The 23,057-nt window shown below is 40.1% G+C and carries 25 protein-coding genes; 17 read left to right on the forward strand and 8 right to left on the reverse strand.

What is annotated here, in order from left to right; all coding sequences use genetic code 11:
- Positions 1 to 59 precede the first annotated feature (59 nt).
- Together ppsA and helD are read left to right on the forward strand one after the other, a co-directional pair.
- Positions 60 to 2,660 carry a phosphoenolpyruvate synthase gene (ppsA, locus tag MUN89_RS08290; RefSeq protein WP_244712824.1) on the forward strand — a complete coding sequence of 867 codons (2,601 nt, stop codon included), beginning with the start codon at positions 60 to 62 and terminating at the stop codon, positions 2,658 to 2,660.
- A gap of 60 nt (positions 2,661 to 2,720) precedes the next feature.
- Positions 2,721 to 5,105, forward strand: a complete 2,385-nt coding sequence (helD, locus tag MUN89_RS08295; RefSeq protein ID WP_244712826.1) for an RNA polymerase recycling motor HelD — start codon at positions 2,721 to 2,723, stop codon at positions 5,103 to 5,105.
- A gap of 328 nt (positions 5,106 to 5,433) precedes the next feature.
- On the opposite strand, the gene MUN89_RS08300 is transcribed toward helD, so the two are convergent.
- On the reverse strand, positions 5,434 to 5,802 hold the full coding sequence (locus MUN89_RS08300) for a YuzC family spore coat inner layer protein (protein WP_244712828.1): 369 nt from the start codon (positions 5,800 to 5,802) through the stop codon (positions 5,434 to 5,436).
- A 289-nt stretch (positions 5,803 to 6,091) separates the two neighbouring features.
- On the opposite strand from MUN89_RS08300, the gene MUN89_RS08305 reads away from it, so the two are divergent.
- Positions 6,092 to 6,859 carry a class I SAM-dependent methyltransferase gene (locus MUN89_RS08305; RefSeq protein ID WP_244712829.1) on the forward strand — a complete coding sequence of 256 codons (768 nt, stop codon included), beginning with the start codon at positions 6,092 to 6,094 and terminating at the stop codon, positions 6,857 to 6,859.
- Between the two features lie 82 nt (positions 6,860 to 6,941).
- Here the strand turns inward: MUN89_RS08305 and MUN89_RS08310 are convergent, their stop codons facing one another.
- Both MUN89_RS08310 and MUN89_RS08315 read right to left on the reverse strand, forming a co-directional pair.
- Positions 6,942 to 8,024, reverse strand: coding sequence for an AbrB family transcriptional regulator (locus MUN89_RS08310; protein WP_244712832.1), 1,083 nt, complete (start codon positions 8,022 to 8,024; stop codon positions 6,942 to 6,944).
- Positions 8,025 to 8,142: 118 nt separating this feature from the next.
- Entirely contained in the window at positions 8,143 to 8,715 is a 573-nt protein-coding gene (locus MUN89_RS08315) for a cysteine hydrolase family protein (protein WP_244712833.1), read from the reverse strand.
- A 116-nt stretch (positions 8,716 to 8,831) separates the two neighbouring features.
- Here MUN89_RS08315 and MUN89_RS08320 point away from each other — a divergent pair, with 116 nt between their 5' ends.
- Positions 8,832 to 9,431 carry a TetR/AcrR family transcriptional regulator gene (locus tag MUN89_RS08320; protein ID WP_244712834.1) on the forward strand — a complete coding sequence of 200 codons (600 nt, stop codon included), beginning with the start codon at positions 8,832 to 8,834 and terminating at the stop codon, positions 9,429 to 9,431.
- Positions 9,432 to 9,632: 201 nt separating this feature from the next.
- Entirely contained in the window at positions 9,633 to 10,214 is a 582-nt protein-coding gene (locus MUN89_RS08325; protein WP_244712835.1) for a DUF4256 domain-containing protein, read from the forward strand.
- A gap of 66 nt (positions 10,215 to 10,280) precedes the next feature.
- On the opposite strand, the gene MUN89_RS08330 is transcribed toward MUN89_RS08325, so the two are convergent.
- Together MUN89_RS08330 and MUN89_RS08335 are read right to left on the reverse strand one after the other, a co-directional pair.
- Positions 10,281 to 10,622 (reverse strand): aminotransferase-like domain-containing protein, encoded by a 342-nt coding sequence (locus MUN89_RS08330; protein WP_244712837.1) that lies wholly within the window; start codon positions 10,620 to 10,622, stop codon positions 10,281 to 10,283.
- 6 nt (positions 10,623 to 10,628) lie between these two features.
- Complete coding sequence (locus MUN89_RS08335) at positions 10,629 to 10,973, reverse strand: aminotransferase class I/II-fold pyridoxal phosphate-dependent enzyme (RefSeq protein WP_244712838.1); 345 nt, start codon at positions 10,971 to 10,973, stop codon at positions 10,629 to 10,631.
- 226 nt (positions 10,974 to 11,199) lie between these two features.
- Between MUN89_RS08335 and MUN89_RS08340 the strand changes: the two genes are divergently transcribed.
- A complete protein-coding gene (locus MUN89_RS08340) occupies positions 11,200 to 11,802 on the forward strand; it encodes a DUF3995 domain-containing protein (protein ID WP_244712840.1) in 603 nt (200 codons plus the stop codon).
- 219 nt (positions 11,803 to 12,021) lie between these two features.
- On the opposite strand, the gene MUN89_RS08345 is transcribed toward MUN89_RS08340, so the two are convergent.
- Genes MUN89_RS08345 through MUN89_RS08355 form a run of 3 tightly spaced genes read right to left on the reverse strand, consistent with a single transcriptional unit; the run spans position 12,022 to position 14,209 of the window.
- A complete protein-coding gene (locus tag MUN89_RS08345; RefSeq protein ID WP_244712842.1) occupies positions 12,022 to 13,680 on the reverse strand; it encodes a sodium:solute symporter family protein in 1,659 nt (552 codons plus the stop codon).
- 15 nt (positions 13,681 to 13,695) lie between these two features.
- On the reverse strand, positions 13,696 to 13,992 hold the full coding sequence (locus MUN89_RS08350; RefSeq protein WP_244712844.1) for a DUF4212 domain-containing protein: 297 nt from the start codon (positions 13,990 to 13,992) through the stop codon (positions 13,696 to 13,698).
- A 31-nt stretch (positions 13,993 to 14,023) separates the two neighbouring features.
- On the reverse strand, positions 14,024 to 14,209 hold the full coding sequence (locus tag MUN89_RS08355; RefSeq protein WP_244712846.1) for a hypothetical protein: 186 nt from the start codon (positions 14,207 to 14,209) through the stop codon (positions 14,024 to 14,026).
- A 259-nt stretch (positions 14,210 to 14,468) separates the two neighbouring features.
- Here MUN89_RS08355 and MUN89_RS08360 point away from each other — a divergent pair, with 259 nt between their 5' ends.
- The 11 genes from MUN89_RS08360 to MUN89_RS08410 all read left to right on the forward strand — a co-directional run bounded on the left by MUN89_RS08360 (position 14,469) and on the right by MUN89_RS08410 (position 23,056).
- The gene (locus tag MUN89_RS08360) at positions 14,469 to 15,374 is read left to right on the forward strand and encodes a branched-chain amino acid transaminase (RefSeq protein WP_244713647.1); all 906 of its coding nucleotides are present in this window, start codon (positions 14,469 to 14,471) and stop codon (positions 15,372 to 15,374) included.
- 259 nt (positions 15,375 to 15,633) lie between these two features.
- Entirely contained in the window at positions 15,634 to 16,152 is a 519-nt protein-coding gene (locus tag MUN89_RS08365; RefSeq protein ID WP_244712848.1) for a GrpB family protein, read from the forward strand.
- A gap of 197 nt (positions 16,153 to 16,349) precedes the next feature.
- Positions 16,350 to 16,913, forward strand: a complete 564-nt coding sequence (locus tag MUN89_RS08370) for a cysteine hydrolase family protein (RefSeq protein ID WP_244712850.1) — start codon at positions 16,350 to 16,352, stop codon at positions 16,911 to 16,913.
- Between the two features lie 212 nt (positions 16,914 to 17,125).
- Positions 17,126 to 18,097, forward strand: coding sequence for an HD domain-containing protein (locus MUN89_RS08375; protein WP_244713649.1), 972 nt, complete (start codon positions 17,126 to 17,128; stop codon positions 18,095 to 18,097).
- Positions 18,098 to 18,309: 212 nt separating this feature from the next.
- Positions 18,310 to 19,221 carry a DMT family transporter gene (locus tag MUN89_RS08380; protein WP_244712851.1) on the forward strand — a complete coding sequence of 304 codons (912 nt, stop codon included), beginning with the start codon at positions 18,310 to 18,312 and terminating at the stop codon, positions 19,219 to 19,221.
- A 45-nt stretch (positions 19,222 to 19,266) separates the two neighbouring features.
- The gene (locus MUN89_RS08385; protein ID WP_244712853.1) at positions 19,267 to 20,154 is read left to right on the forward strand and encodes an aminoglycoside 6-adenylyltransferase; all 888 of its coding nucleotides are present in this window, start codon (positions 19,267 to 19,269) and stop codon (positions 20,152 to 20,154) included.
- Positions 20,155 to 20,224: 70 nt separating this feature from the next.
- Positions 20,225 to 20,479 carry a hypothetical protein gene (locus tag MUN89_RS08390; protein ID WP_244712855.1) on the forward strand — a complete coding sequence of 85 codons (255 nt, stop codon included), beginning with the start codon at positions 20,225 to 20,227 and terminating at the stop codon, positions 20,477 to 20,479.
- 18 nt (positions 20,480 to 20,497) lie between these two features.
- A complete protein-coding gene (locus tag MUN89_RS08395) occupies positions 20,498 to 20,974 on the forward strand; it encodes a DinB family protein (protein WP_244712857.1) in 477 nt (158 codons plus the stop codon).
- Positions 20,975 to 21,178: 204 nt separating this feature from the next.
- The gene (locus MUN89_RS08400; protein WP_244712859.1) at positions 21,179 to 21,325 is read left to right on the forward strand and encodes a hypothetical protein; all 147 of its coding nucleotides are present in this window, start codon (positions 21,179 to 21,181) and stop codon (positions 21,323 to 21,325) included.
- Positions 21,326 to 22,006: 681 nt separating this feature from the next.
- Complete coding sequence (locus tag MUN89_RS08405; RefSeq protein ID WP_244712861.1) at positions 22,007 to 22,405, forward strand: anti-sigma regulatory factor; 399 nt, start codon at positions 22,007 to 22,009, stop codon at positions 22,403 to 22,405.
- A gap of 219 nt (positions 22,406 to 22,624) precedes the next feature.
- Positions 22,625 to 23,056, forward strand: a complete 432-nt coding sequence (locus tag MUN89_RS08410; RefSeq protein WP_244712863.1) for an LPXTG cell wall anchor domain-containing protein — start codon at positions 22,625 to 22,627, stop codon at positions 23,054 to 23,056.
- Position 23,057: the final 1 nt, after the last annotated feature.

The raw sequence follows: 23,057 nt of genomic DNA on the forward strand, positions 1-23,057 counted from the left end.
ATGCTGCTGTGCTGTTGTCAACTTTTTTCTTAATTTATTGATAAGGGGTGAGATGTGGAATGGTTCCTTTTGTTCTTGGTTTTCATGAAATGGAAAAATCACAGCTTCTGCTCGTTGGGTGGAAAAGTTTACGCCTGGGTGAATTATCAAAACTCGAAGACATTTACGTGCCGGAAGGTTTTTGTATTACAACTGCAGCTTATCAAAAAGCCATCGAACGGAATGAAGCGTATCAAGCTTTATTAGATCAATTAACAATGATGAAGATTGAAGACCGTGACCAAATTTGTGAAGTCTCTAAGAACATACGACAAACCATTATCGATGTAGAAATCCCTTTAGAAATTACAGAAGGAGTGACTTATTATCTCTCCGAACTGGGGGATGACCATGCTTATGCTGTACGTTCCAGCGCGACAACTGAAGATTTACTACATGCTTCTTTTGCTGGACAGCAGGACACCTATTTAAATAACAAAGGAAAAGAAGCAATCTTATTACACATTAAAAAATGCTGGGCATCCTTATTTACAGAACGTGCAGTCATTTACCGTATGAAAAACGGATTTGATCACAGCCAAAAATATTTATCCGTAATCGTTCAACGGATGGTTTTCCCCCAGGCTTCCGGAATTTTATTTACCGCTGATCCAATGACATCCAACCGGAAGCTTTTGTCCATTGAGGCTGGTTTTGGACTTGGAGAAGCGCTGGTTTCTGGATGGGTATCTCCCGATTGTTACAAAGTTCAGGAAGGAAAAATCGTTGATAAGAAAATAACCGCTCAAAAAATGGCCGTCTATGGAAGAAGAGAAGGGGGAACTGAAACGAAACAATTGTCTCCTGATCGACAAAATGCTCAAACTCTTACTGATCAGCAAATTTTAGAACTAGCACGCATTGGAAGGCAGATCGAAACTTATTTTGGCTGTCCGCAAGATATCGAATGGTGTTTGGTAGAAAATACTTTTTATATGGTACAGAGTCGGCCCATCACTACACTTTTCCCCGTCCCTGAAGCAAACGATCAGGAAAACCATGTGTTTATCTCAGTCGGTCATCAACAAATGATGACCGATCCTATAAAACCTTTGGGATTATCTTTTTTCTTATTAACAACGAATGCACCCATGCATAAAGCTGGTGGAAGGTTGTATGTCGATGTCACGCCTCAACTAGCTTCACCTGTTAGCAGGAACATGTTATTGAAATCCATGGGACAGCACGATCCTCTCTTAAAAGACGCGATTATGACTATTATCGAACGAGAAGGTTTTATTACACCATTATCAAATGATCATAGAGCTCCGGTCCCTGATAGAAACAAAACAGATAGGTTGGAACAAATTGAAAAAAATCCAGCAATTGTTGCTGATTTGATGAAGAAAAGCCAAGCTTCGATCGAAGAGTTAGAACAAAAAATCCAAACGAAATCAGGCTCCGAGTTATTTGATTTTATTCTGGAGGATATCCAGGAATTAAAGAAAATTTTATTTGCTCCACAAAGCTCCGCTGTTTTTATGGCAGCAATCAATGCTTCAACATGGATCAATGAAAAAATGAACTATTGGTTAGGGGAGAAAAATCCTGCAGATACGCTCGCCCAATCTGTACAAAATAATATTACTTCAGAAATGGGGCTTCAGCTATTGGATGTTGCCGATGTAATTCGCCCGTATCCAGAAGTTGTAAAGTATTTACAAAGTGTTGAAGATGAGAACTTTTTGGATGAAATGGTTAAGTTTGAGGGAGGACAGGAAAGTCGAGATGCTATTGATGCGTTTCTTAATAAATATGGAATGCGCTGCAGCGGAGAAATCGATATTACTAGAGCTCGCTGGAATGAAAAACCAACCGCTCTTGTGCCTATGATTCTTAGTAACATCAAAAACTTTGCACCTAGTGCTGGTCCATCCAAGTTCGAGCAGGGACTGCGTGCCGCTTTGGAAAAAGAAAAAGAGTTACTAGAAAGATTAAAACAATTACCAGATGGTGAACAAAAGGCGAAAGAAACAAAACGTATGATTGACTTGATCCGGAACTTCATCGGATATCGTGAATATCCAAAATACGGCATGATGAAGCGTTATTTCGTCTATAAAAAAGCTTTACTGAAAGAAGCCGGAAAACTGGCGCGAAGGGGCGTTATTCATGAAAAGGAAGACATATACTATCTTACTTTAGAAGAATTTCGTGAAACGGTACGTACTCATAAAAGGGATGACGAAATTATCAGTCGAAGAAAAGACGAGTATCAATTCTTTAATAAACTGACTCCACCTCGTTTGATCACCTCCGATGGTGAGATCATTGCAGGTAAATACCGAAGAGATCACCTTCCATCAGGGGCACTTGCAGGTCTTCCGGTTTCTTCCGGAGTGATAGAGGGAAGAGCACGTGTCATTTTAAACATGGAGGATGCTAACTTTGAAGATGGAGACATATTAGTCACCTCCTATACCGACCCTAGTTGGACACCGCTCTTTGTATCTATAAAAGGACTTATCACAGAAGTTGGTGGATTGATGACTCATGGGGCAGTAATCGCACGTGAATATGGTCTGCCAGCCGTTGTTGGTGTAGAGAATGCCAGCCAACTGATAAAAGATGGCCAGCGAATTCGCTTGAATGGCACAGAAGGATATATTGAATTATTGTAATGGTTTGGTGAGAACTTTGGATTTGATAGAAAAGAAACCGACTTTAAGGAGTGGTTTATTTTGAATAAAGATCATCAAATAGAGCAGGATTATTTGAATAAAGTGATGAGTACGATTGCGCACCAAATAGAAGAGGTTGAAGCGGATACTGCCAAGCGTAAAAAAACAGTGGTTCACATTCGTAAGCATTTCTGGGATGACCTTAAAGTGAATATGGATACATTTGATGATTACCTTGAGACGATTATCGGGTTGCGGCAGCAAGCCCAGGATTTATCAGTAAGTCAAACGACACACAGACACGCATATAACAGACTTGGAAAGCTCAAGCGAATCGAGAAATCTCCCTTCTTTGGCCGGATTGATTTCGTGGAAGAAGGTATGAACGTCTCTGAGTCGGTCTATGTTGGTGTAGCGACAGTTACTGATGAAACGAACGAAACCATCCTTATTCACGATTGGCGGGCTCCGATTTCAAGTATCTATTATGATTATCCTCCTGGTCCGGCGGAATACACTACTCCGGAAGGAAAAATTTACGGTCAACTTGAGAAGAAGTGGCAGTACACCATAAGCGATGGAGTCATTCAATCCATGTTCGACACGAGCCTTACGATCGGAGATGAAATCCTGCAGCAAGTCCTGGGGAAAGCCTCCAATAAACATATGCAAAGCATAGTGGCTACCATTCAGAAGGAGCAAAATAAGATCATCCGAAACGTGAGTGGAAGACTATTAATCGTACAAGGGGCAGCGGGAAGCGGGAAGACATCAGCTGCTCTCCAGCGAATTGCTTATTTCCTTTATAAATATCGCGAAATGTTAAAAGCCGATCAAATTGTATTGTTTTCTCCTAACAAGATGTTCAGCAACTATGTCTCTCATGTACTCCCAGAACTTGGGGAAGAAAATATGCAGCAGGAAACCTTTCAGGATTATTTAGAATACCGGTTGGACCGCTTCTTTACTGTGGAGGATCCTTATGATCAATTGGAATACCTGCTTGAATCTGTAGATGATCCTAACTATGAAACGAGAAAAGCAAGTATTCACTTTAAAGCTTCCTCTTCTTTCTTTGAAGGAATTAAAAGGTACAGGGAAATATTAGCGTCCGCAGGAATGGTTTTTAAAGGGATTAAATTTCGCGGACAGCCGCTTGTTACGTCTCAGCAAATGACCGACGTCTTTTATAATAAAGACTCAGCTCTTCGCTTTCATAATCGAATCGACAAATTGAAAGAGTGGCTGTTAAAAGAAATTGATAAAACGGAAAAAATGGAAGTGGAAAAGGACTGGGTACAGGAAGAAATTGAGCTGCTCAGCAAAGAAGAGCTTCAGAAAGTGTACGATCAATTAGAGAAAACTGATAAATATAGTGAAAACTCCTATGAATTTTACGAAAAGGAAAACAAGGTGCTTGCGCGAATGATCGTCCTAAAAAAGCTGAGACCGTTACGTAAGAAAGTCAAAGCACTTGCATTTATCGATAGTAAACAATTATACAAGCAGATTTTTGAAAATGGCATGAGCGGTAAGCTTTGGGATGAGCAGGAGCTTCCTGAAGAGTGGAGAGAGATTTCCAGCATGACAAGAGATATGCTGGACGAAGAGAAGCTTTACCACGAGGATGCCACCCCCTATTTGCTGCTCAAGGAACTTATTCTAGGCTTTCAGTCCAATTCTTCCATAAAATATGTACTCATAGATGAAGCTCAGGATTATTCTGTGTTTCAGTTTGAGTTTATTAAAAGGTTGTTTCCAAGTGCCAGGATGACGGTTCTCGGCGACTTCAATCAGGCGATCTTTGCTCATGCGAATAACGTTGCTGACTTCCAGTCGTTAACCAGCTTATATGGGGCTGAGGAAACAGAGCGTATCACGTTAGATCGCAGTTATCGTTCGACCAGGGAGATTATTGAATTTACTCGTGAACTTGTCCCTGAAGGTGAACAAATTATGGCCTTTGACCGGGAAGGAGAGAAGCCGATCCTTTCAAGGCTCTCTAATCAAACTGAATTACACAGAGAAATCAGATCGAAAGTTGTAGACTTACAGAATAGTGGGTGCGAAACGATCGCCATCATTTGTAAATCAGCAGCAGAGAGTTTGTCAGCTTATCAATCTCTTCAAACCATAAACGACCTGAAGCTTGTTAAGAAGAACACCGACGACTATGAACAAGGGGTTGTGGTGATTCCTGCCTATCTAGCGAAAGGAATCGAGTTTGATGCGGTCATTATTTATAATGCTGCTGAGCAAATTTATGGAAAAGAGAGTCTGCGCCGCTTGTTTTATACGGCATGTACGAGGGCAATGCATCATTTGTATCTATATAGTGTAGGTGAACCAAACCAATTTATAAGAAAAATATCACCTGGAAAACTGAACAACGCGAACAATTATCATGTTGATCGAAAACAGTCTCCTGGATTTATGGGAGGCTGATCATCCTCAATGGTAAATACGAGGCTGATTCAAGTTAAAAAGAATGACGGAGATTAGATTTGAAGTTCATCGGCCATAAAAAATCCGAATGATGGTGAAATCTTATTATCATAAGTGTCACTTTCATTCGGATTTTACTTTTTTCGCGCCTCATTGTTACATCGATCCTGTCAATTAAAACAGCCTGCCCATTGCTGAATGAAGTTTTCCCTTTATTCATTCTCGGCGTTCTTTTCAGGAGCAAGTCCATTTTATTCAAAACTTCAGCTCGATAATTGAGCCAAGGAGCATGCATCCTAAGCATACATCTTCCTTTATGCGGTTTTCATCACCATCGTAAAGCAATAGTTAACCTGCAGCAATCCTTAGCAGCTATTTTGGATTTGAATGTTAACCTGAAACTGTCTGGTGTAAAATGAATGTCGACATCTGAGGATACTCCAATGGAATGAATTAATCGTTTCACTTCCTCGAAATCTGAACGTTGGGCAGCCTCCATTAAATGTGTACTAAAATCTTTTGATTCAGATATTTGATTAAGCACCATATTGGCTTGTTTCATGAGTGTTTTGGATTCATTTGCTGATTGACGGAAGAATTCCGGGTCAACCGGAGGCAATGGCCGAGTCGGACCATAATCGTTAAGCAAGTACAAGGGAAGGTAATAGTAATAAGGAAGAGGTGAAACATACATCAACAGCCTTCACTCCCAAAACTCACATTTCATGTACTATATGCATAGCATGCTTGGGATGTTTTTATTTCCTCAGTATAAGATCACTTAAGTCTCTTCCTTAAAACACAGATAATTCTAGAGTTTTCGGTGATTACCCTGGTTCCTTTTTAAATCGAATTGGTGAGTGGCTGTACAGAGGACGGCTTTTTTTGATAGTGCTTGTTGTCATAAGTATTATAAAATATTCACACAAGGCGGTTCATTTCCTTTATGATTAATAACAAGAGTAGCCGAACAAAGGATGACAGTTGTGTCGAAAACTAAACCTAAATACCAAACGTGGATCAGAATTAATAAACTCCTTATTTTTCTAATGATCTCTCTGCTTCTTCTCTTCACTGCGCTATTACCTGTGCCTTTATTTTTGCGAATCTTTTCAGGAGTTATAGCTCTTCCGTTTCTTTATATCACCTTTATCCTTTCTTATTCTGTTTATCAATTTTCAGCAATTGGAGGGAATTATCAGTCGAAAATACATGATCTTATAGTTGCTGAGAGTAATACGAATGGAAAAGGAAAAATTTTGGATATAGGGACAGGCAGTGGTTCACTCATCATTAAGCTTGCGAAAGCTTATCCTCATACAGTTTTAACGGGGATTGATTATTGGGGCGGGAATTGGGAATATTCAAAAGCTCAATGCCAGCAGAATGCTGAAATAGAAGGGGTCGCTGAGAGAATTATTTTTTTGAAAGCCAGTGCTGCGGAACTCCCTTTTAAGTCTCGTGACTTTGATGGAATTGTAAGTTGTTTAACATTCCACGAAGTAAGGGACAGGCAAGACAAAATGGAAGTGATAAAAGAGGCATTAAGAGTTTTAAAGCCCGGGGGTGTCTTTGTATTTTTAGATTTGTTTAATGATAAAAAGATATTTGGAGATGAAAAAGTGATCGCGCAGGCATTCGAGGAAGTGTTGGAATGGAAACAATCGCCGCTTGCTGAAGAGATGAAATTGCCAAAGCTTTTGTTAAGCAGAAAAGTATTAGGAAATGCAATGATACTAAGCGGTAAAAAATAACATGAATGTAAACCCACCCCATCGTCTTTTAAAATAAATGAGGTTGGTTTTTTATACAATTCGTTCACCTCAGCCGTCATCGTTATTCCATTTTTTTCTTTCGGAGTACCGGTTGTTTTATAACATAGGGAATGACAAGAGGCAGTAATAGATAAATGGTTAACAACCGGATCAGCTGCAGTGAAGCAACAATCGAAGCGTCCAAGTTAAGTACAGCAGCAGTCGAAGACATTTGCGGTGCACCTCCAGGGGCCATCGATAACATACTTGTGACATAATTAAGAGGGGTCGATACAAAAAAGAGTAAAGAAATGACAAATGTTAATACCAAATACATCATTAATATTCCGAGACTCAACCAGCCGATTTCTTTTAATTGCACTAATGTAGTTCTATCAAATCTTAGCCCTATGATTGCACCGAGCAGAGCTTGGGCAATTCCTACAATGATGCTTGGAAGAGAACCAATAGGAAAGAGGAACTGGTTTATTAAAAAGGCTAGCAGCATGGCGTATAATAGCTGCCCTGCAGGAATTTTGGCTTTCTTTGCAAGGAAAAGAGCAAGAGCAATGATCCCAAGCATACATACGATTTTGAACCCTGGAAAAAGCATCGTGCCATTCGTGGTACGGGCTGTGTCTGCGGTGTGAGCTGCTGCCTGTTCACCCCCGCTTCCACTCCAGTGTGCCACGAGCCCAGCTAAGACAGGGATGGATAAGGCAATAAACATTGCCCGCGTCATCTGAAAGGCTGCAACAATCCGCTGATCTGCCTCGTATTCCTCACTTAAGGCAAGCATTGCAGAGGCGCCGCCTGGAATACACGAAAATAATGCAGTGGTCCGGTCGAGATTCGAATAGCGGGTTAATATTCTGCTCAAGAGCCAGGCGCCAAGCATGATGGCCACCAAACTGACGAGCAGAGGTAAAAAATAAGAGGCTACTTCTTTAAACATACTGGTCTGCATAGTAAGTCCAATGCTTGTCCCTATTAGAGAAAGCGAAAATGGAAACAAATACGATGGCATAGATAGTTCGCTAATGTTGAGTCGAAAAAAGACACCGAACATGAGTGAGCCGATTAACCACCCTGCAGGAATGTGAAGTAAAGATAACAGCCATCCAAAAAAAGCAGCGGCTATAAGATATAGAAATGTACGTGTCATGTTCTTCCTTCTTTCTATACTTAAAAAAGCTTTAGGAAATCCTACACTTTATAAGCAGGTGCAAGTGCAGATCTTCTAACTATAAAGAGTGAAAATAGTCAATTACCATATCGGTAAACTATTTATTTAAGGTATTAGCCCAGTCCTCCACAGTGATGACTTCCGCTTGACGAGGGAATACTTTTTCTATAAGTACTTGATGGACCTCTGCGTCTGCATCAAGACAAGCATCTTTTAAGACGGTTAATGAAAAATCTTTATCTGCTGCTTCCCTCAAGGTTGATAACACGACTCCGCTCGTTGAAATCCCGCTAAGAATTAATGAATTAATTCCTTGAGATCTCAGGATAACCTCAAGAGTACTGCCGGCAAAAGCGCTAAATCGGTACTTGGTGATAATTGCTTCGTTTTCCTGAGGTTTAACCGATTCGTGAATTTGCGTAGAATCATCAGAAAGAGTCATGCCACCAGATTGGGAAATGGCAGAAAAAATTTTATTCCTAGAATTGACTTCAGGGTACCCTTCACTAAAGCCGACTCGGATAAAAAAGACAGGGATATCGTTCTCACGGGCAATGGATAATGCCTTTTGGAAAGGTTCCACAACTTCTGTTTGGTCACCATAGCGGGAAACGATCCCATTCTGCAAATCCATTAATAGTAAGGCTGTTTTTCCTTCACGATTGTCCATAAGGTTGAATGCTCCTTTTCGTTTAAGGTAAAATTAAGTGGAGTGTTCTCCTGTTAATGGTAAACGGATAATTCTCCGTTTGTCAAGATCCTGCTATGTAGTAAAGGAGAGGAAATATGCCAAAGAGTAGATCATTCAGCCATTCTAAAATAGAACGTCGTGATGCTGCAGAAAATCGACAGCGTATTCTTGAGGCGGCAGATAAGCTGTTTGAACAAAATGGAGTCGAGAAAGTCAGTATGAACCAAATTGCTGTAGAAGCTGGGATTGGAGCGGGAACTTTATACCGGCGCTATCGGAATAAAGGCGAACTGTGTCTTGCTTTAATCAAAGATAATGCAGTGATGTGCTTCGAAGAAATTGACGCCTATTTGGAAGAAAACGAGACAGCACCAGCCAGTGAGCGATTAAAAGGAATGTTACGTATTTTCATTCATTTTAGAGAGAGTAAAGCCCAATTACTGAAAGGTGTTGAAGATGGGGAGCCAGCTAAACGGTCGTCTTCTAAGCGGAGTCCTTTATATGATGAATTGCATCACACTCTCGTAGGTTTATTTGATGAGATGAAGGAAGTGCATTCCAATACTGTTTTTAAAGCCGACATTTTACTTGCTGCTTTAAAGAGTGAAGAATACTTGTTTCAAAGAGAAGTAAGGGGATACTCACCCGAAGAAATTTTAGAACAGATTTATTCATTATTTATTCCAGAGGTTTAAGCGGGCACTATATATTTACAGCCAAACTGTTAATGATCTAGGTTGTGGATGATAAGTGCCGTTCTCTTTAAACTAGATACGAGTGATTGTTTTTCAATGGATAGAGGCGGTGGTAGGGCAGGTATTGGAATTAATTTCTAAAATCCTTCAAAATAGAAGGTAGACCTTTATTATTTATCAAATAAAAGAGGAGGAACGAATATGACAAAAAGCACGGACACCAGTCCTGATAAAGCGTTGTCCCAAGAGCAGAGGGAAGAACTGATCAGTTTATTGCAAACGAGATTTGAGAAAAATATGCATCGGCATAAAGGTGTGGAGTGGTCTCACGTTCATACAAAGCTGAATGACCATCCTGACAAACTATGGTCGCTCCATGAGATGGAACGAACGGCAGGAGAACCAGACGTGATTGATTACGATCCACATAAGGATGAATACATCTTCTGTGACTGCTCACAGCAGAGCCCTAAAGGGCGCAGGAGTGTGTGTTATGACCGCGAAGCGCTGGAGTCAAGAAAGAAACATAAACCTGATAATAATGCCGTTGATATGGCAGAAGCCATGGGGATAAAATTATTAACGGAGGAAGAATACAAGACACTCCAGAAACAAGAAGAATTCGACACGAAAACGTCGAGCTGGGTCGCAACCCCTTCTGATATTAGAAAACTCGGCGGGGCACTTTTTTGCGATTATCGCTTCGGTCACGCGTTTGTGTATCACAATGGAGCAGAATCCTATTATGCTGCCAGAGGTTTTCGAGGCTTGCTAAGGGTTTAAAAAGTCTGCCTGTTTTCTTCCAATTTAAGACTCTTAAAAGTGTGAAGAGAATACAAACTGTCCCTCTCACTTTACTAACAATTCTTGAATACCTTCACTGATTCTTTCAATTCCGAGTGGAATATGTCTATCCTTAACTTGGGATACGCTCAGGCGGATGCGGTTTTCCTTTCGATATTTTGAAAGATACATGGAGGCTGTCTCCTGTACACGTACATTTTTATTGACAAGATAATCCGCCAGCTGTTTCCCTGTTAATTGTTCAGGCAGCTCGATTGTTGAATAAAAACCAGATTCTCCTCCTGAAAATCCAGCCTCTTTAGGGAGGTGTTCAATATATGCCTTTTTCAGGAGACTTCCTTTCCTCTTATACTGGCGTCTCAGTTTCTGAATGTGAGCGTTGTACATCCCGCTCTACAGATAGATTTCTAAAGCACCCTGAGTGACTACTGGGGTGTGGACATCCGCTGCAAACTTCGCTTTGGCAAAGTCATCCAGCAATGCTTCAGGTAAAACGGCCATTCCAAGCCTTAGTCCAGGCAGGAGAACCTTAGAAAAACTTTTAGTATAGATGACTCTTCCGGACGGATCATAGGCAAACATAGGATCGGCCTTTCTTTTTGTGTCCAGATCCCCCATATAATCATCCTCTATAATATAAACATCGTATTTCCGGGCAAGTTCTACGATTTTTTTCCTCTCGTGATTTGAATAACTATAGCCTGTAGGGTGTTGAAATCGTGATACTGTGTAGAACAATCGGTGCTTGCTCGTATGTTTCTTAGTATTCTTTTACAATTCTATTCATAATAGTAGTACAAAAAACTGTCGAATGCTTAAGAAAGTAAATCTACAGGCGTATTATAAAATACACCTCGGTGCTGTTGTGTGAAATGAATGGTTTTTGTAAATTGAAGTTGTTCCCATATTTACCCTTATGTCTTTAATTAAAGAGCATACACCTTACTAGAGTGGAGGAGAGCACATGACAGGAATTGACTCTGAGTTACAGGAAGAAAAGCCGTCTTTACGAAGGTCGCGACGGTCTTTAATGTGGGCTGCCTATGCTGTATTTATTTGGTCCCTTGCTTATATGATCCCTCACCTTTACTGGTCTCTTGGCGGAACAATAGGTTTATCAATGGTCGTCTCCTCTGCTGCAAACCTTCCTGAATGGCAGTTGATAAACGGGATAGCTTCTGTCCTTCTCACTGCAGCAGGGTGCCTGGGGCTTGCTCTTCTTTACCTTAAAAAAAGAAAAGTACAAAATTGGCTGCTGCTTATTATCATTTTGGGAGGGTGTTCATTATCAATTTCCCATGGAATGTACGGAATGATCAACAGAATCCTTCAATGGGCCGGGCTGATCGAGCTGGAAGGCGGGTCTTTTACCTTTAGTGAACATGCTTATGTACTGTGGGATCTGTTTGTATTTGAACCATGGTTTACAATTGAAGGAATCTTGTTTGGCCGGCTTGGCTGGTCTTACCTTTCGGGCCCCCAGCCTCGGCGACTCTGGCTGATCTTTTGTTTTTTAGGAGTTCTCGTTGGTTTGATCACAGGACTGCTGGGTGTACGTTTCGCATAACTTGGACTCGAAAAAGTTAAGGAGACGGAGAGTAGATAGGTGAGAGCTATAGATCCTTGTGATCGATAGCTTTTTTTACCACAAGTGGCACAAGGAAGGGAGAAGAATTCCTTTAACGGAAAACTTTCGTTTACCTGATTTATTTAAGGGTCATGCAGGAGGCACTTAATAATGTAGACTGAACACCTCAGGCTTTATTAAAACCTGAGGTGTCAATTATTATTTCACATCTCTCAGCCATACTTCCCCGTTTTTGTATTGAATCTGTTCAGGATAGCGTAAGTCTGTAACTTCGTCTTGAATTTTCTGCGAAGGAGGGGGAGTCAGTAAAGAAACCACTACATTAGTCAATATGGCAGCTGTGGCACCAAATACTCCTGCACCAGTATCTATAATTCCGAGGATCGTAAATCCGCCGTACTTGGCAGCAAAAATATAAGCAAGCGTTACGCCTAAACCTACAAGCATCCCGGCTACCACTCCGGCACCATTTGATCGTTTCCACCATACTCCAAGAAGCAGGGCGGGGAAAAAGGTACCAGAGGCTAAAGCGAATGCCCAGGCAACAATCTGCGTGATCGCGCCAGGAGGATTAAGTGCAACTAAGCCTGCTATGACTGTAGCTAATACAATCGTAATTCTACCTACAGCCAGACGTTTCTGCTCTGTTGCCTTCGGGTTAATGGAGCGGTAATAAATATCATGAGATAAGGCTGCAGAAATGGCAATCATTAACCCGCCGGCTGTTGATAAGGCAGCAGCCATAGCCCCTGCAGCCATAAGTCCAATGACAAAGACACCGAGGTTTGCTATTTCTGGAGTCGCCATGACAACAATGTCATTACTGATAACCAGTTCTGTCCATTGAAGAATTCCGTCCCCATTCCCATCAGCAAGAGACAGCCGCCCTGTATCTACCCAGGCTTGGGTCCATGCAGGAAGATTGTCCAGTGAAGAGCCGGCTACTTCAGTCATTAAAATAAAACGTGAAAAAGCCGCATAAGCAGGGGCTGATAAATACAATAACCCAATGAATAAAAGAGCCCACGCTCCGCTCCACCGAGCTGCTTTCATCGTTTTTACTGTGTAGAAACGAACAATAACGTGAGGAAGACCGGCTGTTCCCGCCATTAATGTAAACATTAACGCGATAAATTGCCATTTGCTTCCTTCAGTAAAAGGTACGACGTATTCGGAAATTCCTAATTCCTGATCGATCTCTTTCATTTCCGAAATGACTTCGCCATAAGATAACCAAGGAAGAGGATTTTGAGTAAGCTGCATTGCCATAAAGATGACTGGTATTAAATAGGCAATGATCAGGACGAGATACTGAGCTACCTGTGTCCAGGTAATTCCTTTCATTCCTCCTAAAGCAGAGTAAAAGGCTATTAAAACAACTCCGATTAAGGTCCCGATGACTGTATTGACTTCAAGAAGCCGGCCAATAACTACTCCTGAACCTGAAAGCTGGCCAATCGAATAAGTGAAGCTGATAATAATCGTTGCTACAGCAGCAATTAAACGAGCGAAATCACTGTTGTAGCGGTCCCCGATAAATTCAGGAACTGTATAACGTCCATATTTTCTTAATTGAGGGGCAAGTAAGAAGGTTAATAATAAGTACCCGCCTGTCCAACCCATGATATAGGCAAGGCCATCATACCCGAGAATCATTACGGTTCCAGCCAATCCGATGAAGGAAGCGGCACTCATCCAGTCAGCCCCAATAGCCATGCCATTGAACACCGGCGGCACTCCGCGGCTGGCCACATAAAAATCTGATGTTGCCCTTGCTTTGTTATAGACAGCAATGCCTATGTACAAGGCGAATGTTGCCACGATTAACACGAGAGAAACAATAAACTGGGCGTCCATACATCTCCTCCTATCTTACTGATTTACAGCTTGATCTTTTTCATTCATTTGCTCAGGAGTAATTCCAAAGCGCTTATCGATCATATCGCTGACTTTTGCATTTACAAATAAAAGTATTATAAAGGTGAGAATGGCTCCTTGTGAGCCCATATAATAATGGAAAGGGATGCCCATTATGCTAAAGGATGAAAGGGCACGTGCGAAGAAAACGACAACAAACGAAACGAGAAATCCAATGGATAAATAGACGCAGATAAGTGTTGTACGGATACGGTAATAGGCATTTGCTTTGTCAGGATCGATTTTTCTCAAAGTTTCACCTCCTTTCGGAAGGAATAAAAATCTAACCTCTCAAATCAAAAATGAATTGGATCGTTTCCCAAAAGGGCATAGGCACCATGGCAATTTTTACAATGGCAGCCACAAAGATGATTGCAATTGGAAGGATAAAATACAGAGGACGTTTTTTCTTTAACGCGAAATACACGGAAAATATAGTGATGAGGGCAAGGATGAAGGGAATGAACATAGATTTCCTCCTTTCAGAGAGTGTTGTAAGCGTTATCAAAACTACTCATTTTTAAAATAGTTCGAATTAAATAAATATTCAGTGTTATTATTCTAAAATTGTTGGTTCATGTCAACAGCTAACTCAATTTATTTTCATAATAGTTTAATCGATATTTAAAAATAAGCTGAGATCTTGCATAGAATCCAAGGGGAAACTTGTATAGACCGCGAGCTAAAAGAATAGCCTTTTGTAAAAGGGGGTGGTTATAGTGGCATATATGTTTGATATAGATCGGTTTGTAGACGAGAATGTTTTGAGTGTCAGTGTGAAAAATAAAGGCCTGAATTATGGATTAGGCTGCATCGATGGGATTCGTGCGTTTTGGAATGAACGGAAGAAGCAGCTGTATATTTTTCGGTTGGAAGATCATTTAAAGAGATTTCATAACTCCGGAAAAAGCTTATTCATTCCCATTCCTTATACTGTCTCCCAGCTATCTTCCATTACGAAGCAGTTACTGGAAATAAATAAAGTCTCTCAAGATGTTTATATACGACCTATTTGTTTTAAAGGGGCCGATACTTTACGCCCTGATTTGAATGACCCGCCGAATCATTTGGCCATTTACACAGTCTTTTCTGAATACCAGCCTAAGCCCTATTTAAAAGTATGTATTTCTTCTTGGACGAGGATAGGGAGTAATATGATTCCACCGCAGGCAAAACCTACCGCAGGATACCTTAATTCCGGATTGGCGATTAATGAAGCAGTTAGAAATGGCTGCGATGAGGCCCTCTTTCTTACGATGGAAGGAAATGTCTGTGAAGGAGCAACTGAAAATTTGTTTATCGTGAGGGACAATAAGCTGATCACCCCTCCTGAATCGGATGATATTTTACCTGGGATTACCCGGGATACGGTTTTTATGATTGGAATAAACGAGCTTAAATTGCCAGTGATAAAACAGACGATTACAAGGGTAGAGCTCTATGAAGCAGATGAAGTTTTTTTAACGGGCACAGCTGTAGGAATAAAACCAGTCATAGAAGTAGATCGGAGAGTTATAGGCACGGGGCAGGTGGGTCCTGTTACAACAAAGATTCAACAGCTCTATAATCAAATTGTTCGTGGAGAGCTCGCTTCATACAAAAACTATTGCACGCCTTGCTATAGTATTCTATAGGAAGAATAAGTGAGTCTAATAAAGAAGGAATTCTCTTAGATGAATTCCATCTACGAGGTACTACGTTTTTCAAAAACGTAGTACCTTTAATAATGGGTCTTTGTACAAAAATGGGATCTCTTTTTATGAAGTGAAAAGATTTATTTCAGTATACACCGGCCTGTATTTACAAATGAACGGGAGGAAAACTATAGGTCGTTGCGGTATGATCGGTGTAATTCATCATTTACAAGTTTAATTCTTCAAATGGAGGGGTGTAATGAAAATTAGATTAACTGAGTACACAGAAAAGTGGAGGGAAATGTACGAGGAGGAAGTACAACGATTAACTTCTATATTCGGGGAGGAGATTATTTCATTTGAGCATTTTGGCAGCACATCCATCCCAGGTATGAAAGCAAAACCAGTCATTGATATGATGTGTATCGTAAGAACTATAGAAAAAATAGATGCATATAACGAAAAAATGAAATCGTTGAATTACGATGTTGCCGGTGAATGGGGCATTAACGGCAGAAGGCTCTTCCGAAAAGGCGGAGAAGAAAGAACGCACCACATTCATTGCTATCAAATGGATAATCCCCACATTAATCGACATTTACTATTCCGTGATTATTTACTTGCACATCCAGCTGAAGCTCAAGAATACAGTAATTTCAAACAACAATTAGCGGACAAATATGATTCCACCAGCGACTACAGTCCTGCGAAAAAAACTTTTGTTTCCGAACTGGAGAAAAGAGCCATGCATTGGGCTGAAAATACGTATAAACTTTAACTGAATTCATTTATTTCCTCTGTACCCTTCATTAAAGTTTTATGATAAAGTTGTGATGTCTGAAAATTATAAAATTTTTAGAAGAGGAGGTTGATTCGTATGATAATCAATAAATATACTCGCATGAATATGACTAAGGGGAAAGCGTCTACGTAGACAAATCAGCGTTTCCCCAAACTGGAAAGGGGAACATTTCGTTGAAACAAGGATTATTAATTATCGACGTCCAAAATGAATTAATTGATGGGGATCAAGTAGAGAGCGCGGTTTTTCACAAAGAGGAGCTTTTGAACAATATTAATGGGGTGATTGCAAAAGCAGGGGAAGCACTAGTTCCAATTATCTTTGTAAGAGATCTAGACGTTGCGGAAGGTCAGGGAAGAGGATTTGAAATCCACGACGAAATTAAATTGCCTCCTGAGTCAGAGGTTTTTGATAAGACAGCAACGAATTCTTTTCATGGAACGGGGCTTTTGGAGCATCTGCAATCTCAGCACATTCAACACCTTGTAATCATGGGATGTGCTACTCAGCATTGTATTGATAGTGCAGTCAGAACAGCAACAATTAATGGTTTTGATGTTACGCTAGTTGCAGATGGTCATTCAACGACGGATAGTGCTGATTTAAGTGCAGAACAGATCATAAAGCATCATAACCAAACGCTTAACGGTCACTACAATGTCGAACATTTTGCCATAGTCAGAAATGCAGAAGAAGACTTATTTCACCCCTGTCACGATGAATATAGGCAGCATTGAGAGTTCAATATATGCCCCTATTGAGCTGTAAAATGGAGAGAATGTCCCTAATTCCTTGTTTGTTAATAAGGAATTGGGGATTTTTCTAAGTATGAAGAAACCACTGACAGATGTGATGAATTTCAAGATTTCCTGCTATGCCGTATCGTTTAATAGATCAAGGATTACTTGATGAACAGGTTTACTATTTAAGTAGAAAGGAAGATAGAAGAATGTTGCTGTCAGATGAAATCTACGGTGATTTTAGAGTAGAAAAAGTAGTGGAGGAATTAATCAATAGTTTTCCCGTTCAACGATTAAAGGGAATCCATCAGGGAGGAGCCGGTTATTTAGTGAACCCTGATTGGAATGTTACTCGGTATGAGCATTCCATTGGTGTTATGCTCTTAATAAGAATACTCGGAGGATCAATAAAGGAACAGATTGCCGGATTGCTTCATGATGTTTCTCATACGGCTTTTTCCCATGTTGTGGATTTTGTTTTTGGCAATCAACACGAGAATTACCATGAACAAATTTATCATTCTGTAGTTGGTGATTCTGAAATCCCGGAAATATTGGGGAAATTCAGTTACAACTGTGAAGAGCTGCTGTTTGATGACTCAAAGTGGACATTGCTGGAGCAGCCTGCGCCTGAATTATGCGCAGACAGGGTGGATTATACTTTGAGGGATATGTACAGATACGGGCACATTTCAAAACAGGAAGTCCAAGCTTTTTTAAACGATTTACAGGCAGTAAATGGGGAGATGTATCTCAGGAGTATCAACGCTGCCGAATGGTTTGTTCAAACTTATTATAAGGAAGTTATCGATTTTTTTATGGATCCTCTCAATATATTTAGTAACGATCGACTGGCCAAGACATTAAAGCTTGCTTTAGATAAACAAATGATCGACATTCATGATTTCTTAAACGAAGATGATGCTTTAATTAATAAAATAAAGACGATGGAAGATGAGGAACTCAATGAAATCTTAGATCTTATTCACCCTTATGTAAACGTACAGGAAGATGAAGTGAATTACGATTTACACCGTAAAAGCAAAGTCCGATTAATCGACCCTTCCATCATTAATGGACAAGGTATACAGAGGGCATCGGTTCTCTCTGAAAGAGTAAAGAAAATGAATAATGCGGCATATGAGAAGTCGATTAAAGGAACGTACGTAAGAATTTGTTAGTCATGCACCATTTCCGTTCGTAATTTTCCGTGATTTCAATAAAGGATATAGAGTGAAGAGTAGAGCATCAAATAGCATAACTGGCCGCTTAGTAAGATCATTGAGTGTAAAAGGCTTATTTGAAATCATATACATACGCTCTTAAGATCATTTATTGATAGACGAAGGATCTTTTTCTTTAGGTGAGAGTGAAGTAGTAAAGGAGGGATTTTATGTATCCCTATTTTCTAATGATCTTTGTTGTTATATTTTATGCTGGAAATATTTTAGTAGGTAAGGCTCTGAATGATTTACCGCCGTTTACGATTGCATTCTTTCGACTGCTGGTCGCTTTTATGATATTAATGCCGATAGGACTTCGTACTGCTTGGAAAAAACGTTTAACGTTTAAGGAACATAAAGGACCTCTTTTTGTATTGACTCTGACCGGGATTACTTTTTTTAACATGTTTGTTTATGGAGCGCTTCAATTTACAACCGCGACAAATGTCTCTGTATTAGAAACAATTATTCCAGTAGTAACTGTCATTTTGAGTACGGGATTAATAAAAGAAAAATTACAGCGTATTCAATGGCTTGGAATTTTTTTATCTTTTTTCGGAGCTGTATGGGTAATCCTTGACGGAAGATTCCTAAAGCTTGCGTCTTTGACATGGAACATTGGAGACGGCATCATGATGGGGGCAGTCATCTCCTGGGCGGTGTATTCTGTGTGTGTAAAGCAGTATATGCATTTATTTCCTCCTTACGCTGTTCTTTTAGTTATGACCGGGATTTCCGTTTTGTTATTAATGCCGGTCGTCGTTATGGAATGGTGGTGGCTGGGCGTACCGGCTTGGAATACCCCAGACCACATCGCTGGTTTTCTATACCTGGGCATTTTTCCTTCCTTTTTTGCGTTAGTTTTTTATAATCGTGCTGTTGAATTACTTAATCCATCCCAAGCAGCCATATTCCTGAACTTTTTACCAGTAGTGACTCTATATGGAGCTTATTTATGGTTAGGTGAAGCCATTACGTTCATGAAAGTGATGGGAGCTCTCGTGGTGATTGGCGGAGTATTGTTAACTACACAATTCAAAAGAAAAAGAAGTCAGGTGAATGATTCCCCAAAAAAGCATTGAAGTAATAGCAATTAAACCTGGATCTTAATGAAAAGAGGGTGAAAGATGGAAAGCCATATTCAAAAATATGAAAAGATCATAAAGAAAGTGACCACATGGGCTGAAAAGCGATCAGATCTCAGGGTTATTCTCGTCGTTGGTTCGAGAGCTAGAAAAGACGCACCTGCAGATAAATGGTCGGATCTCGATGTCGTCTTTTTCACCAATGAACCCGATCAATACCTCTCCTCAGACGAATGGATCAGTGAAATAGGACCGTATTGGTTTACGTTTATTGAAGAGACGGCTGTTGGAGGCGGAAAAGAGCGTCGCGTTTTATTTGAAGATGCCATTGATGTTGATTTCTCCGTATTTCCTATAAAGAGCATGAAGAATTTATTTGAAGACCCGCAAACGAGAAAAGCTTTGCACCGAGGAGTAAGGGTCCTGGCTGATAAAGATGGGGAGTTTCAGGAAATCTATAGAAGAGAAGAAACCTATGCAGGTGAAGATCAGCGTCTAATCAATGAAGACGCCTGGATCGAGCTGATCCACGATTTTTTGTATCACGCTGTCTGGGGGGCGAAAAAATTATTAAGAAGGGAATGGTGGACTGCAAAAGACTGTATCGATCATTACTTAAAGCAGTGCTTGCTTTCAGTTGCAGAATGCCATGCAAGAGCTAAGTACGGAGCTAATTATGATACTTGGCATAACGGAAGATTTTTTGATCAATGGGCAGATCCTTTTATTCAAGAACAAATAAAGCATTGTTATGCTCATTATGAGAAATACGACATGCAGCAGGCGCTTTTACATACTATAAAATTATTTAGACGAATGGCTTTGGAAACTGCGGAGCTCCTGAATTACCGATATCCCCATGATGCGGATGAATTAGTTGAAAAATGGATAGAAAGCCAATTTCAACAAGAGTCTGAGGCGCAGGTTTGAAGATTATTTCAAGGTTGTTCAGAGAATTAAACAGGAAAAGCCATTTCGGCATAGATGTGGAGGGGAGGCTGTGAAGACATTAAGAAAAATAAATATCGTAATTGCGATTATTGGTTTAAGTGCAGGTTTGTATAACTGGTTTATTCATGGTATAGACTTATCTTTCAATGCCATAACGGCCTTTTTAATTGTAATGTTTTTCCTTTTTGGAATGGAATATGTCCTTGACAAGGAAAGAAAGTCGAAGCTTGGTTATGGTTATATTATTACATCACTCATTCTTTTTTCTTTGCTTTTGATCGACTTGTTTAGAAAAGTAATTTAATGAAGGGGGCACAATCAGATGAATAAAAATACATTAGTTAAATCTTTAAGAGGAGAATCGGCCCATGTTTCTCCTAAACAGGTATTTGAAGACATAGATTGGCAGCAGTCAGGAAGTTGTGTTGATGACTCTCCGTATACTATTTGGGAACTTATTTGGCATATGGACTATTGGCAGAATTTTATTTTAGAGGCCCTTCAACGTAAACATGTTTCTTTTCCTGTACACGCCAGAGAGACTTGGCCGGATCGGTTAATGCCTGACGATCAAGAAGAATGGACTGAGATGGTTTCGAAGTTTATGGAAGGGCTGGCACAAGCAGAGAATGAATGTTCATTGGATTTATCTGAGCAGTTCGAGGATTTAGACCATACAACAAGGCTGGACTTGCTGATGGATCTTGTCATACATAACAGTTATCACACAGGTCAGGCAGTCTTGCTGCGGCGTCAATTAAAAAAGTGGCCGCCTCCAGCTGGAGGACAAACATGGTAAGTACAGTAAGGAGGCTAACAGGCTGTTAGCCCCCTTATTTGTATTGAATTCGATTGAATAGATTATTCGATGATAAATTCATACTTCCGTCAAAAAGAAAGTGTGAAGACACAATTAAAGCTTAGCTTTAATGAGAAATGTATATTTTCCTATTTTAGAGCGAATACTTATACAAATTTTACTCTCTCGGGAAGGAGCTTTAACGTGGCTGAGAAATACGTGGTTTACTACCAGACGAGTTCGGGCGTAGTTAAGAAAGAACCCATTTTTGCAACGCATAAGGAAAAGGCGCGCGAAAATTATTTGAAAAACAATCCAAAGGCTAAAATTACACACATTCTTCTGCTATAAAAGTGTGGGCACTCACTCCATTCAGATTAGTCCTATTGATTTATTACAAAGTTATATTCGTACTTTCGTGATTTCGCAATTCCTTCTGAGGAATTGCGTTTTTCTTTGTGAAAAGGGAAAGCCAGGCATTCTTTCGTGATAAATTCCGGGAAGACCGCTTATTCAATGACACTTGGAATGGGAGTAAGATGCCAGTATCCTGATAGCTGTTGAAGATTTACAGTGCACTGCATTTTCTTGTTCTGAAATCGGTTAATACTTGTATCTGCCTCTGGTGGAATAGAGAGTCTGCAGTTATGTACAAATTAATGATTTTCCAACAAGAAACTAATCGAATAGTATGACAAGTGGCGGGACTATCCTCTTATATTCGGAAATGTGAGGGTATTCATAGTATGAATGCGATATAATGAATAAAAGTGATTGTTATAGGAATAAAATATTTAAGTGTTTGTATGGGTTTTATCACCAATTAATATTTAAGCTAAGCCCTTATTCCTAGTTCAAACACATTTTTTAAAAATAACTTATGGACGGAAAAAGTGATATCCTTTACTTGAATAGAGAGAAGGGTTTCATTCCCATTCGGTATAGTGAGTGTTCTTGGATAAAGCAATAAGTTTAGTGTGAGTCCACAGAGTCTTTCTTGGTAAGAATGACATTTACAAGGAGAACAGAACTATGGAAAATTCAGTCGTCATTCCAATTCAAAAAGAAGAGGATATTGCCATAGCACGAAAGACGAGCAGGACCTTATCCCGAACACTTCAATTGGGAACCTTAGACCAAACTAGAGTAATGACAGCAGTCTCTGAATTAGCAAGAAATATATACAAATATGCAGGATGCGGTGAGATCATCCTTGAACCACATTCTTCCATACATAAGACCGGCGTTAAAATTGTCGCAATGGATGATGGGCCGGGAATCATCGATACTGAGAAAGCATTGATTCAAGGATACTCTACTTCAGGGGGCCTTGGGGCGGGAATACCAGGGGTAAAGCAATTGATGGATGAGTTTGAAATTCATTCGTCCCGCGATAGAGGAACGACTATTACAGCAATCAAATGGCAGTAACGAAATATTATGCATCCCCATCCTTTGTGATGGGGTTTTTAGCGGGAAATAAGTATTCCTCATGCACTGAAGAGGCAATATTTTCATTTTCTTTTTAAATTATTTCATTAATTATACAAAATATTACAATAACTCTTGAAAAATAGCATAGATCGTGATGTACTTGAATTGGATATAAAAGTAATAATATCCAAAATAATACATAAGGAGGAGAACTGAATGGTAAGGAAGCTGTTATTTGCAGGAGTAATGTTTTTTGGAATTTTAGCCGGTGGCAATCAGGCTGTTCACGCAGATAGTGACAAGAATTGCGATGATTTCAGTAATCATGATGCAGTTATGGAATTCTGGTATGACAATGGCTATGATGAAAACAATGACCCGCATGGTTTGGATGGGGATAACGATGGACTCCCGTGTGAAGTGTCATCAGATGCATGGAATTCCTTTGTAGCTGATAAAGAAGATTCAAATTCAGATGACGGAACAACCAGTGACGAAGACTCGTCCGCTGCAGACACGAATGAGTCTATGGATGAAGGGGGAGAACTTCCGGATACCGCGACAAATAATCCACTGATGATGATCATTGGCCTTGGTGTCATCGCGGTTGGTGGTTCATTCTTTATTCGCAGAAAACAAGCTCAATAAT

The sequence above is a fragment of the Halobacillus salinarum genome (assembly GCF_022919095.1).
GTDB classification, from domain to species: domain Bacteria; phylum Bacillota; class Bacilli; order Bacillales; family Halobacillaceae; genus Halobacillus_B; species Halobacillus_B salinarum.

What these genes read in the sequence shown, in the direction of transcription:
- ppsA (WP_244712824.1), top strand. Translation starts at nt 60, where the DNA reads ATGGTTCCTTTTGTTCTTGGTTTTCATGAAATGGAAAAATCACAGCTT.
- MUN89_RS08310 (WP_244712832.1), bottom strand. Translation starts at nt 8,024, where the DNA reads ATGACACGTACATTTCTATATCTTATAGCCGCTGCTTTTTTTGGATGG.
- MUN89_RS08315 (WP_244712833.1), bottom strand. Translation starts at nt 8,715, where the DNA reads ATGGACAATCGTGAAGGAAAAACAGCCTTACTATTAATGGATTTGCAG.
- MUN89_RS08320 (WP_244712834.1), top strand. Translation starts at nt 8,832, where the DNA reads ATGCCAAAGAGTAGATCATTCAGCCATTCTAAAATAGAACGTCGTGAT.
- MUN89_RS08325 (WP_244712835.1), top strand. Translation starts at nt 9,633, where the DNA reads ATGACAAAAAGCACGGACACCAGTCCTGATAAAGCGTTGTCCCAAGAG.
- MUN89_RS08330 (WP_244712837.1), bottom strand. Translation starts at nt 10,622, where the DNA reads ATGTACAACGCTCACATTCAGAAACTGAGACGCCAGTATAAGAGGAAA.
- MUN89_RS08340 (WP_244712840.1), top strand. Translation starts at nt 11,200, where the DNA reads ATGACAGGAATTGACTCTGAGTTACAGGAAGAAAAGCCGTCTTTACGA.
- MUN89_RS08345 (WP_244712842.1), bottom strand. Translation starts at nt 13,680, where the DNA reads ATGGACGCCCAGTTTATTGTTTCTCTCGTGTTAATCGTGGCAACATTC.
- MUN89_RS08355 (WP_244712846.1), bottom strand. Translation starts at nt 14,209, where the DNA reads ATGTTCATTCCCTTCATCCTTGCCCTCATCACTATATTTTCCGTGTAT.
- MUN89_RS08360 (WP_244713647.1), top strand. Translation starts at nt 14,469, where the DNA reads ATGTTTGATATAGATCGGTTTGTAGACGAGAATGTTTTGAGTGTCAGT.
- MUN89_RS08365 (WP_244712848.1), top strand. Translation starts at nt 15,634, where the DNA reads ATGAAAATTAGATTAACTGAGTACACAGAAAAGTGGAGGGAAATGTAC.
- MUN89_RS08375 (WP_244713649.1), top strand. Translation starts at nt 17,126, where the DNA reads ATGTTGCTGTCAGATGAAATCTACGGTGATTTTAGAGTAGAAAAAGTA.
- MUN89_RS08380 (WP_244712851.1), top strand. Translation starts at nt 18,310, where the DNA reads ATGTATCCCTATTTTCTAATGATCTTTGTTGTTATATTTTATGCTGGA.
- MUN89_RS08385 (WP_244712853.1), top strand. Translation starts at nt 19,267, where the DNA reads ATGGAAAGCCATATTCAAAAATATGAAAAGATCATAAAGAAAGTGACC.
- MUN89_RS08395 (WP_244712857.1), top strand. Translation starts at nt 20,498, where the DNA reads ATGAATAAAAATACATTAGTTAAATCTTTAAGAGGAGAATCGGCCCAT.
- MUN89_RS08405 (WP_244712861.1), top strand. Translation starts at nt 22,007, where the DNA reads ATGGAAAATTCAGTCGTCATTCCAATTCAAAAAGAAGAGGATATTGCC.
- MUN89_RS08410 (WP_244712863.1), top strand. Translation starts at nt 22,625, where the DNA reads ATGGTAAGGAAGCTGTTATTTGCAGGAGTAATGTTTTTTGGAATTTTA.